The organism is Halalkalibacter sp. APA_J-10(15) (genome assembly GCF_023017105.1).
In the GTDB taxonomy this organism is placed as follows: Bacteria; Bacillota; Bacilli; order Bacillales; family Bacillaceae_D; genus Halalkalibacter.
Genome location: NZ_JALKEV010000014.1, coordinates 31,366 through 43,146, shown reverse-complemented (window position 1 = coordinate 43,146; position 11,781 = coordinate 31,366). Strand labels below are relative to the sequence as shown.

Sequence of the window (11,781 nt, the reverse complement as noted above, 5' to 3'; positions counted from 1 at the left end):
TTTTTTAGTCATAGAATCTTATCGACTAACAACATTTCAGAGAATACACAAGCTGTTATTCTTTGATGTTTTCTTCTATATAAATGAATCACTCCTTTTCTTTTTCTCTGTGAAGCCTATGTATGATCTCACTTAAAATAGTAAACGCTTTCACTAATACTTGTAACCGCTTCATTTTCAATATTGATGTCTGATTTTTTTTGTTTTTACAATAAATAGATTTTCTAACGCATATTCAAAAAACACCAAAAAAGTTAAAATCAAACTTTACCTTAAAACCAGATCTTTTTGAACAACCTTTTCTACAAAGTTAAGAATCCCCTAAAAGACTTTTATCCTTTAGGAGATTACCAATTATAGTTCATATTTTCTTATTAAATAAGTTGGCGTGCAACTCCACGCATGACAGTAGCTATTAATCAAATGACTACCATATGGTGAGAACGTTTTATCATTAGGATTATACAGCTCCCAAAACGTATCTGCCCCATCTTCTAACATACCGCCCCAATACGCTTTTAATGTCTTGATCGCTTCTGTATTCATTCCGACTTTTAATAACGCTTCAACGAAATGATGGTACATATAGGGAGTGTTCATCGTTACAGGTGGCTTTTCGGTAATGACACGCTCCATTAATGCTCTACCTTCATCTTGCTTCAATACTCCAGCCAAAACCATCCACACTTGGGCTGCCCATGAGACTTGCTTATTCTTTCCACTAACAAAAAATTGCTTCGTTTCATCCCATAAATGAGCTTTTGTCGCTTTTTCAACATCAGCTAATTGTTTTTCTAAAAAGGCTAGTTCACATGCTCCAACTATTTGAGCCAAAGCAATTCCTTTCCGTAAAGCATAGATTAAAACTGCTTGAGAAGGTGCTTGTTTGTTCAATTTGTCATTCCAATCGATAAACGACCACCACGTTTCATCGTCTTGAACAATGTGGCGTTCATCTAATCTTGCTAACCCTAATTCTAACTGACGGTAAGCAGTTGGCCATAGCTCCTTTAACGTCTCTTCGTCTTTCGTCTCTTCATAATAATCATGTAGTGTTGTCGTAAAGAAAAGCGAATAATCATATAAATACGTATCATCTGCTATTAATGATGGCTGAATAAAAACATTAGCAGCTACTTGTCCTTTATCATTCGGTACAGCTGCAAATAAATATAAGCATCGTTTAACGAGGTCATTGGTTGCAAAGGTATTATAATTCGCTAACGCCTGCAAGCGTAGATCTCCTAGCCAAAGACGTCGATCTCGCTTCGGTCCATCTTCAAATATCTCCTGCATACAATCCTTCAATGTCTTTATACTCACTTGATCAATTTCCGCCAACACCGAATCTTCATGGGTATAACTGTAAACATCGGATAACTGTGCAGAACTAACAGCATCGCAATACGTATCGTCAATAATAACACGGTACTTCGGTGATGTATCAATGATATCAATTTTTACATATCGGAAGCTATATCGCCTCGTTAATGCAAGAATGTGTGGAAGAACATCGACATATACACTTTCCTCCTGTAACCATGAGCTACTTAACCAGCCATCATAGGATGAAAAGGGCTCTGCTACTTCAACAGGCATTTCACCAAAGGTTAGCTTCACATGAAGAGGAGCATCTGGTGGGCTGCCAGCTGATTTCAATTTAAGTGTGACATAACCAACCTCATGATCACCAAAATCAACGATGACAGAATCTCCTTTTCCAAACTCTATTTCTTGTAAATCCGACACCTCTCTAACTTGTTCTGTACGCCAGCCATGGATCACTTTCGAATCTTCCACTATCTCCACGATTTGTTTCGGTCTTATTCTCTCTTTATAAATAGTCGGTATAAGAGAATTTGCCTTTTTTGCAAAAGCATCATTAAACACAACTGTCTGTTGCTCTACCTTTTGAATATTCAATTTATTTACCTCCTTCAATCCATTCGTTATTAGCCTTTCACCGCTCCACTAGTTAGACCCTTCATAATCTTCTGGTTTAGGAACAAATAAATGAACAAAATCGGGATAACCGCAAGTGAAATCGATGCAAATGTCGGTCCCCACTGTCTTGAACCATACTGACCCGTAAAAGCAAGTAAACCAGTTTGAATCGTTCTAAGTTCAGAATCGTTAATAAATGTCATCGCGAAAATTAAATCATTCCAAACGAAAAAAAATTGAACAAGCGCAACCGTTACAATCGCGTTCATGAGCATAGGTGTCGCAATTTTGAAAAAGACTTGATAGATCGTGGCGCCATCGACGACCGCCGCCTCAATCAATTCATTTGGAATCGATTTAAAAAAGCCTGTAAACAGAAAGATCGTTAACGGTAATCCAAAGGCAATATACGTAATAATTAACGACCAATGTGTATTTAATAGCCCCACATTAAAGTAGATCGAAAACAATGGTAGGATGACGATTTGAACGGGAACCATTATTCCTGCCAAAAACAATAACATGACTGTGCTACTTAGCTTCCATTTCATCTTTTCAATCGCAAATGCTGTTGATGCCCCTAACAAAATGATAAACGCTAACGCAGGAAATGTGACGAGAATACTATTTTGAAAATAGGTTCCCATATTTCCAACTGTCCATGCATCAATATAGTTTTGAATATGCAATGTTTCTGGCAAAGCATACATTGGATTTAAATTGAATTCCGTTGGCCCTTTCACTGAGGACATTAACAACCAAGCAATTGGATATATCTGTATTATCACTACGATAAAAAGAAGTATTTTCATCGTATAAGAACTAAAAAGTGCCTTCACATTTCCATTTTTCTTACTCACTATGAATCCCTCCACTTAACACATTTTATGACTGACCTTCTTATACATCCTTACGTGCTAGTCGATACACTAACAGCGTCACTCCTAAACAGAACAGTAGAAGGAATACAGCAATCGTACTTCCATAGCCATATTGATTGTAGCTAAAAGCTGTATTGTACATGTACAACGTAAGCATTTGGGTACTATTCCCTGGGCCTCCATTGGTCAAGGCAACGACACTTTCGAACACTTTCAATGTACCATTTAAACTAAAAATAATCCCTGAAATTAAAATAGGTCGAATTAATGGCAGAACGACTTTTCCGATAAGTGTAAAGCCTGATGCACCATCGAGCTTTGCTGCTTCTAGTACGTCTTCGGGTACATCAATTAAGCCCGCATAGAAGATAACAGCGTAGAAGCCAACCGCTCTCCAAATATCCATGAGAACTATGACCCAAAAAGCCGTTTCCCCTTGTCCTAACCAAGCCTGTACGAGCATGTCTAAATGTAACGCATCGAAAATACTATTCACTAGCCCAAATTGCGGGGCAATTTCGAACAGCTTCGTGAAAAGCTGTGCAACCGCTACAGCCGGAATAATCATCGGAAAAAAAATAAGCGTACGAAATAAAGATGAAAAACGCTTAATATAAAAAACAAAAATCAATCCAAACAGTAATCCAAATACAATTTGGCCAGATGTAACAAAAAAAGCATAGCGAACGCTTAACCATAAGCTGTTCCAAAATGTTTGATCACGAAAGATTTCTACATAATTTGTGATTCCTACGAACTCAAACCCTCTAATCGGTGAACCTTCAAAAAAGGAATAACCAATTGACCAAGCAATCGGAACAAATAAAACAACTAAATAGATTAATAGTGCAGGACCAACAAAAGCCAATATCGCTTTGCGATCTCGTAAAACCGTATTCATAGACTCACGTCCTTGTCTGAAAGTTGATAAATTCATTAAGGTTATAACGTACAACCATTAACTCAAGGTCACTGCAAAAAGATTCGCTTTTTCTTTTTGTAGTGACCTCCAGCTATTAAAAGGCTTTTAAAAAATGTTAAGATGGCTCCGTTTACTACAAGTTGAATTGCCTCTATTAGTTTATTTTTACAGCCTACTATGTACCGTACGTTCATAGTAGGCTGTAAACAATCAAGGTTTCATTGTAATTTATACAAACAGTCTATTTATTGAAGTGCTTCCATGTAATCTTGTGCTGACATATCACCATTTATTAACAATTGAGCATTTTGCTCAGCGGCATCCTTCGTTCTCGTGTCCATATTTGCCTCAAACCAAAGTGCGCCATCCTCAATTTCTTCAATAATTTCAAGCACCATTTGCGTTAATGGTTCAACATCTGCTGGCATTTCCTCAACATTGAATCCAGTAATCATTCCATGGTTTGCCAACGCACGATCACCAAAATTAGCGAATGTATATTCTAACCAATCAGCTACTTGCTCATCATATTTGTCTTTTGCAATCGAAATAGTCATACCTGAGTTCATCGAATATTCATCTAACGTTCCTACTCCACCTTCAACAAGTGGAATATTGAAGAACCCAATGTTATCTGTTCCAATTAAGTTCACATCTTCATTGTTAAACTGTCCAAGAGCCCAGCTTCCCATATAATACATGGCCGCATTTCCTTGTAAGAAAATATCAGAAGCTGTATCATAGTCAATTGTGTTCACACCTTGGCCGAAGTAACCACGATCACTCATTTCTTGAACGACTTCAGCCGCTTCAACAAAACCATCATCGGTAATATCTAATTCTCCATTAGCCACTCGATCCATCGCATCAACACCATACGTACGAATAACATAACCATTAATAAGACGAGTAATTGGCCATCTTTCTTGACCTGCAACTGCAAATGGCTGAACACCATTTTCTAGCAATACATCACTAATCTCCATTAACTCATCCCATGTAGCCGGTATTTCTAAGCCATGCTCGTCAAAAATTTCTTGGTTGAACCAAAAACCTTCGATGTTTAATTCAACTGGAATCGCATACAATCCACGATCTCCACTAAGACGGTTTAATAGCTCTACTACACCAGTGTTCAATTGATCATAAATTCCGATATTAGTAAACGCTTCCTCAACATTTTGAACATAATCTTGATCAATTAAATCATGTAACGGTACACCTGATTCATATTTAAATAGCTCAGGTAAGTCATTACTTGATGTTAATAATTGAATACGTTGAATAATTTCCGTTTGCTCAAGGACGGATACTTCTAATTCAAGCTGAGCGTCCTGCCCCTCACGATATTCGTCAAACAATTCACGAATCACTTGCGTATCTCGTTCTGTATCATGATTCTCTGTTAACAATTGAAAGGTCCGATCCCCTACTGCGTCTATTGAACCGTTTTCATTTGTATCACCATCGTTTCCATCATTCGAATCATTGCCTCCACAAGCTGCAATGAAAACGAATACAACTACTACCATAAAACCTAAACCAAGCTTTTTCATTTTCATCATATTTCCCCCTACTCGTTTTATAATTTATGTGGATCTCACTGCCACACTTTTATTGTAAGCAGTTACAATCTATTTCTTAAGTGCTACAAAATTATGATTAATGTCTTATTTTTTTAGGCAACCTAAAAAAGGAGACTCTCTCTAAATCCTCTTTCATCTTCCTTGATTAGACTACTATGAAGGCTATACATTCTGAATATGATATAAAGCTTACAACATCAGCACTTCCTCTATCATTATTTATTGAATATGTTCTTTGAATCAAATAAAAAGATTGTGATTCAATCCCTTTCTATAGTAGACTAGCTCATAATTCATAAAAGATTACGTCTATACAAAAAGGAAGGATCCAGCATGAATGTACGAGCATTTCTCAAAAAAATACACTTTAAAAAAATGAGAACACGTCTGCTAACAGCATTTATCGTTTTATCAATTGCTCCAATTTCTGTATTAGGTATTATTTCCTATGAGCTATCGAAAAATGCTTTATTAAACAACCATATTCAAAGTAACGAACAACATTTAAGTACAGCAAGTTCAACGGCCGATTTATTATTTCAAAATATTATTAACCTTGAAAGAAGGATTCTTTCAAACGAAGGACTACGAAGAGAACTAATTGAAAGCGGTTTAACAGAAAACCAATCAACGACTCTCGGAACACAAACTTATTTACGCTTACGAAATATTCTTTCTGACATTCTAATCGACCAACAATACATTGATTCCGTATGTATAATGGACATCCATTTTAGGACAATTTGTTATGGACGTTCTCCAGGTGAAACATTTTATGGGCAAAACCCTTTAGACCAGAGCTGGTATCAAGAGGCTATCGAAGCACGTGGATACGAATTATTTTTAAATCATGATGTTTTATCAAACCGTCAAGATGTATTTTCATCCATTAAGTTCTTACTCGATCCTGAAGATTTTAGTCTTGAGCCACTTGGTTTTCTGATAGTCAATGTGAAAAAAACTCTATTTGAAGGGGCCATTAACAACCAAAAATATGGGGGCTTTTTAGTCATTGATTCGACCGGTGAAGAAACCCGAACGGTCTATGATCCTAGTGATTACCTTAGCGACATAGAATTTGATGATGATCTAACGAAAACGTTTAACCATTTACGTAATGATGGATATATTATGACAAGCTATCAAAACCGAACAACCGGTTGGACGTTCGCTCAAATGATTGAGGAAAGAAAATTATTAAGAGAATCAAACCAAATTGGACTCATTACAATTGCAATAGCATCGTCCTTGAGTTTAACGGTATTTCTCATTTCTTTGCTCTATTCCTCACGCTTCATTCAACCAATCCAGCAAGTTCGTCAAAAAATTAATGAGTGGACAAAGCAATCCTCAACTGAAATCATTAAAAAGGAGAGCAATGATGACTTTGAAATAATTGGGGAGTCCTTTGATCGAATTACGACAGAAAATGAGCAATTAAATGAACAATTAATCCACTCACAGCTGAAGGAACGAGAAAGTGAATTACGTGCGTTACAAACTCAAATTAAGCCACATTTTCTCTATAACACACTTGATTCAATTTATTGGATGGCTGTTTTAGAGAATCATGACAAAATTGCAAAAATTTCCGTTGCTCTTTCAGAAAGCTTTCGCCTTGTTTTAAATAATGGTCGCGATTTAATTCCATTAAGGCAAGAGCTTGAGCATATTAAGCATTATATGACAATTCAAAATTTACGCTTTGATGACCGCTTTACTTATATTGATGATGTTGATCATGAGCTTTGTGAATTAGAAATATTAAAGCTTACTCTACAGCCACTCGTTGAAAACGCAATTTATCACGGACTAGAACCAAAACAAGGACCCGGAATGATTACAGTAAGAGGGAAAAAGCTCCCTACTCATATTGAGCTCATTGTTGAGGATAACGGTGTCGGTATCGCTAACCTAGAGGAAACAGAAAAAGGGTATGGACTTAATAACGTACGTGAACGACTCCAGTTATTTTATGGAAAAAATGCGTCTTTGACCATTACTAGTGAAGTCAATCAAGGTACAAAAATCGCCATTAATATTCCAAACGAAAAGGAGTAATGAATGATGTTAAAAGCAGTCGTATGTGATGATGAATATATTGTTTTACAAGGATTAAAAAAAATGATTGATTGGGAAAAATACAACATCGAGCTTATTGGGATGGCACATGATGGCATAGAAGCTCTGTCTCTCATCCAAGCGACACAGCCAGATATTGTTTTCACTGACATTAGGATGCCTGGAATGGACGGACTTCGATTAATAGAGAAAATTACAGAGCAATTTCCAACGGTTATTTGTATTGTTTTTAGTGGATTTACCGAATTTACATATTTAAAGCAAGCGATCAAGCTCGGGGTTATTGATTATATCGAAAAGCCAGTAACGATCGAGAAAATTGAAGATGCGATCACCCGCACGATGAAACGATATAACGAACAAAGAGAGTTGAAACAATTAAAGGTCGAGCAGCTCGAAACACATGAGGAAAGACTAAAAAAGCAAACACTTGACCTTCTTCATGGACAACGGCCAGCTACCAATAACTGGACGCGCTTACTACCTTTTTCGATAGAAGACGTAATAGGAATGCTCGTACTAGCATACGATGGGAGCAGTCAACCCTTTCTCGAGGATGATCATTGCAAATATCTCATCTTAACAGAAGGGACAAGACAAATACTTGTTGTTTTTCTATACAGAGAAATGAATGCTAAGCTTTGGGACTCGCTCTTTTCCTGGGCTGAATCGATTGGTTTGACTGTCGGTTGTGGAAGTGTTGCCCCGACTCCAAGTGAACTATCAATAAGTTATGTACAAGCCGTTAAGGCACTCAAACACGGTCGTTATTTTAAAGAAACGGGTTTTATTCGATCAGAGGACATTGGTCAATATGATACACTTCCTGCTGACTTTTCTAAACAGGAAAAGAAACTCATTGATTGTTTTCGACGCGAGCAATTTGATATTTTCCTTCAAGAGCTTAACGATTATTTCAACACTCATCATTCAGCTATTCTTGACCCAGACGTATCAAAAGGCGCGTTCATTAAATTATACTACTATATTATCGACGAAACGAAAGCAATGCTAGGAGAGCTGTCGACAGCCAACCTGCATTTGCCTCATGTAGAAATACAACGTTTTGAAAGTATGGATGAATTAATTACGTGGTTAACTAGCCAATTTCATGAATTAATTGCACAAGCTCAAAAAATGAAAAAGCAAACCCGTCACAGTGCTATCGACACTGCCATCGCTCATATTAAACAGCACTTCGACAAAGATTTAACTTTGCAGCAAGTTGCCGAATTAGTTGACATGAATCCAACTTATTTTAGTTTTTTATTTAAAGAGGAAACAGGAGAATCGTATATTAAATACGTGACCAAACACCGTATCGAACGAGCAAAGGAGATGCTTATACAAGGTGAAACGGTTGCCGATGTGAGCGCAAGAGTAGGTTATCATACACCAAGACATTTCTCATCCGTTTTCAAAAAGCATACTGGTATTTCTCCAGGGAAATATAAAGAAAGCGAATAAAAAGTCACACCACCAAGGATAAGAGCATTGAAAAAGTCATAATTGACTTTCAATGCTCTTTTTTGATCATTTGATTTGAACATGCACGTAATTTATGCACAAATTTCATTGGCTTGTTACCACCTACTCAACTAATCGACTCGACTTTGATTTTTGTGATGTTTGTTCAATTCTCAAAGCCAACACCGGCTTCAACACAAAACCAATGATTAACGCTAACAGCCAGAATAAGTGTAATATCAAACTATTTTTCAAAACTAACAACGGAATGATTCCACCAACTGCCTCTCTTAATAAATTGATCGCATAAGAAAAAGGCATATACGGATGAATCTCTTGAAAAAATGGTGGTGCTACTTCAATCGGAAAAGTCCCTCCTCCACTAGATAACTGTAATACAAGTAACACGATCGCTAACGCCTTTCCTATATTCCCAAGAATAGAAGCGAGCGTGTAGACGATCGTCATAAAAACAAGGGCAATAAACACTGAAAAAATGATAAGCCATACCGGATGTGCAGCATATATGCCTAGTAATAGCAAATTGCCTACGCTAACGATAATCCCCTGTAAGACAGCCACTAACAAAAAGAGAATTATCCTTCCTGCATAAATATCCCGTAACGAAAATTCGTTCCTACGATCAGCACCTTGTAGATTCGTCGTAATTAAGTTGGATAATAATAAGGCTCCTACCCATAAACTCAATGTCGTGTAAAATGGCACATTTGCTGAACCATAATTCGGAATTGAAAATAACTCCTCTTCTTCTAAAAATACAGGACTAGCAAAAAACTCAGTTTCTTCATCTAAATCATTACGAAGCATCCTAATAATGTCATTAACATAACCATTCTCATCAATCTCTCGAATCTGATTAGCAACATCTGTTAATAACTGCTCTGTCTCTGGTAGCTGTTCACGACTGAATAAGGCTAACTTCCTCATCGCCTCTTCTACAGCTGGAATTTTCTCCTCTAACGTTTTGGTAAACGATAAATAGTTCTCTTCCACTTTCGGGGCTTCATAACGAATCCAGTTAGCAACTGACGTAACTTGTTGCTCTATATTCGGGAGCTCTTCCAGTCCAAAAGTACTTAACGCTTCAATCCGTTCGACAGCTACAGGGAGGTTGCTCTCAATTTGTTCGGTTAGATCATTCACTGTATCCTCAATCGATGGTAGCTTTTTGAGTAATTGCTCAAGCTTTTCCTCACTTGCTAGTGCCATATCTGAAGCAATTGCAAATGCATCATGAATAGCATCCATTTGCTGCACAGATAAATCTTGTTCTATTTTTTCAAATGCTTCAAATAACCCTTCTTCATCTATTCGCTCCTGTATATCGGATGTCATGCTTTCAATTTGAATCGAAAGCTCTTGAATGTTTTGAACTTGCCCACTTGTTAGCCATTCTCCCTCTTCAACTTGAGCATTTGCTTCTTCAACTAACTCGTTCAATTGGTGAAGGGTTTCCCCCATTTGTTCATATCGCTCAACCATTTCTAAGAAACGTGGATCACCTGTCGTTTCATATAAAGTAGAATACATGTCCATTGTACGATCAATGGTTTGCTGGTGATAGGTTAATTCCCTCGAAAGAAAATCCAACATGTCGATTACATTCTCATTATTCTCTTCGGCTAACCAACTAGCCATCTCATTAATTGACTGTGCCGTCTGATTAATCAAGCGATTGTGCTGTTCAATCGTTTCAATTAATGGCCCTTCTAACTCTTTCCACGCTTGATAAAAGGATTCAATCGACTCCTCGAAATCAACTGACTTAGGCACGCGTTTTTCTATCTCGTCGATACTTTCTCTTGCTTCCTGTATAGCTAATAATACTTCCTCTACATACGCTTCCACATTCGAAAATGATTGATTCATCTCTGTAAGTTCCTCAACAGCTTTCTCAATTTCGGGAATGACTACTTCTAAATCAACGATATGATCGGCAAGTTCATTCACACGAGGAAACTGCTCCTCTAAAAATAAAATATGATTTATTCCTTTATGAAATAATGAAAGTGAATCTTCTATTACTAAAATTGCTTCCACTTGCTCCTCGATTTGATACCAATTCTCATCTATTTCAATGATCCATTCACCTAACTTATTCACTTCTGGAAAGTGCTCCTCAATTTCATAGACAATGTTCTTTAATCGGCGAAAAGTAGGTAGCTCTTCTTCTAATCGAATCCCGAGCTTATCCAGTTCTTGAAACAATACTTTGGACGTCTCTTGAATGAACTGATCATTCATTTCATTGACAATCGTTGAAGCCCCTGTTGTAGTCATTTTGGGAGCAATCGCATTCACTTTTTCATTCACTTGATAATGAACCTTTGCTTGTCTCGGTTCACCTTCAACTATTTTGACTAGATCCTCTGAAAAGGTATCAGAGATGAAAATACTCGCATAATACTCACCATATTCCACCCCTCGCTCAGCCTCTGTCCTTGAAACAAACACCCAACCTAAATTTTCATTTGACTTAAGCGAATCAACTAGTTCCTCTCCAACATTAACATCTTTATTATAAATTGTTGTTCCTTGATCCTGATTAACAACAGCCACTTGAACTCCTTCTGTATTAGCATAAGGATCCCAAGCCGCACCTAGATTAAACCATGCATATAAGGAAGGTAAGATCGCCAACCCAATTAGTAATATTCCGACTAAAGGAACTCGTTGAATATTTTTAATATCTTGTTTAAAAATGTACCATGCATTTCTCATCATTCTCCCCCGAAACATTTTGACTATTATAGTTTTTTGGTCATTTATTAGCAAAAAAACGCCTAGTTTCATAGCGTCTTTTCTTGAATACGTGTGTACAATATCAGCCTCGCAACGAGTGAAGCCCTTGCTCAGCAAGTATGTTCATTTAGCCCTT

At 37.1% G+C, this 11,781-nt stretch carries 7 protein-coding genes; 2 read left to right on the top strand and 5 right to left on the bottom strand.

Annotated elements, in window-relative coordinates:
* Positions 1–354: 354 nt before the first annotated feature.
* The 4 genes from MW695_RS16010 to MW695_RS15995 form a co-directional block, all read right to left on the bottom strand.
* Positions 355–1,923, bottom strand: coding sequence for an alpha-L-rhamnosidase-related protein (locus MW695_RS16010; protein ID WP_247106363.1), 1,569 nt, complete (start codon positions 1,921–1,923; stop codon positions 355–357).
* Between the two features lie 29 nt (positions 1,924–1,952).
* A complete protein-coding gene (locus tag MW695_RS22540) occupies positions 1,953–2,804 on the bottom strand; it encodes a carbohydrate ABC transporter permease (protein WP_247106361.1) in 852 nt (283 codons plus the stop codon).
* A 40-nt stretch (positions 2,805–2,844) separates the two neighbouring features.
* Entirely contained in the window at positions 2,845–3,726 is an 882-nt protein-coding gene (locus tag MW695_RS16000) for a carbohydrate ABC transporter permease (protein ID WP_247106359.1), read from the bottom strand.
* A gap of 266 nt (positions 3,727–3,992) precedes the next feature.
* The gene (locus tag MW695_RS15995) at positions 3,993–5,309 is read right to left on the bottom strand and encodes an ABC transporter substrate-binding protein (RefSeq protein ID WP_247106358.1); all 1,317 of its coding nucleotides are present in this window, start codon (positions 5,307–5,309) and stop codon (positions 3,993–3,995) included.
* Between the two features lie 357 nt (positions 5,310–5,666).
* Between MW695_RS15995 and MW695_RS15990 the strand changes: the two genes are divergently transcribed.
* Together MW695_RS15990 and MW695_RS15985 are read left to right on the top strand one after the other, a co-directional pair.
* Positions 5,667–7,394 (top strand): sensor histidine kinase, encoded by a 1,728-nt coding sequence (locus MW695_RS15990; RefSeq protein WP_247106357.1) that lies wholly within the window; start codon positions 5,667–5,669, stop codon positions 7,392–7,394.
* Between the two features lie 3 nt (positions 7,395–7,397).
* Positions 7,398–8,882: a response regulator gene (locus MW695_RS15985; protein WP_247106355.1), complete on the top strand. Its 1,485-nt coding sequence runs from the start codon at positions 7,398–7,400 to the stop codon at positions 8,880–8,882.
* Between the two features lie 123 nt (positions 8,883–9,005).
* Here MW695_RS15985 and MW695_RS15980 read toward each other — a convergent pair whose 3' ends face one another.
* A complete protein-coding gene (locus tag MW695_RS15980) occupies positions 9,006–11,624 on the bottom strand; it encodes a YhgE/Pip domain-containing protein (RefSeq protein ID WP_247106353.1) in 2,619 nt (872 codons plus the stop codon).
* Positions 11,625–11,781: the final 157 nt, after the last annotated feature.